The organism is Streptomyces rugosispiralis, from assembly GCF_024505145.1.
In the GTDB taxonomy this organism is placed as follows: Bacteria; Actinomycetota; Actinomycetes; order Streptomycetales; family Streptomycetaceae; genus Streptomyces; species Streptomyces rugosispiralis.
In genome coordinates, this window is sequence record NZ_JANIAA010000181.1 from 1 (window position 1) to 890 (window position 890).

1 protein-coding gene is annotated in these 890 nt (G+C 67.2%); it reads left to right on the forward strand.

The genetic code is table 11. The features are described 5' to 3' along the window. The first annotated feature begins 108 nt into the window (after positions 1 to 108). Positions 109 to 878, forward strand: a protein-coding gene (locus tag NP777_RS46945; protein WP_391858718.1) for an IS5 family transposase whose coding sequence is annotated in 2 segments (ribosomal slippage) — positions 109 to 409 and positions 409 to 878 — 771 coding nt in all. Because the reading frame shifts where the segments join, the coding sequence is not laid out codon by codon here. The last annotated feature ends 12 nt before the right edge of the window (positions 879 to 890 follow it).

The following is an 890-nucleotide window of genomic DNA, read 5'->3' on the forward strand; positions in this document are numbered from 1 at the left end:
CTGATCGTTTCAGGATGAGTTCAGTGTGAGGGCTTGGCGATCGGGCCTGGTGGCGGCAGAGTGGTCCAGGTGCCGGATGATCTTGTGCCTGTTGATCTGTAGGAACGTATCGCTCCGCTGCTGCCGCCCCGGCCGCCGCGTCGTCATCGGTATCCCGGACGCCTGCCGGCGGACGACCGCGCGGCCCTGCGAGGCATCGTTTACGTGCTGCGTAAGAACGTGAGCTGGAGAGATGTACCCACCGAGCAGACCGGGCGCAGCGGCGTGACAGCGTGGCGGCGGTCGCGGGACTGGACCGAGGCCGGGGTGTGGTCCCGCCTGCACGAAGTGCTCCTGGCCGAGCTGCGCAAGGCAGGACTGTTGGACATGGACGCCGCTGCGATCGACGGCTCACACGTTCGAGCCCTCAAAGGGGGGCTCACACCGGTCCTTCGCCGGTCGACCGCGCACGGCCGGGCAGCAAACACCACCTGATCGCCGACCGACACGGCACCCCTCTCGCCGTCACCCTGACCGGCGGAAACAGGCACGACGTCACCCAGCTGACACCCCTACTGGAGGCGATCCCCCGCATCCGAGGACTTCGCGGACGACCGCGGCACCGGCCGGGCCGGCTCTTCGCCGACCGCGGCTACGACTACGACAAGTACCGCCGCATCCTCCGAGCCCGCGGCATCACACCCAAGATCGCCCGCCGAGGCGTCCCGCACGGATCGGGACTGGGCAAGACCCGCTGGATCGTGGAACGGACCTTCGCCTGGCTCCACCAGTTCAAACGCCTGCGCATCCGCTACGAGATACGCGCCGACCTCCACCTTGGCCTGCTCCAACTCGCCTGCAGCATCACCTGCTTGCGACGCCTACGAACCTCATTCTGAAACGATCAGTAA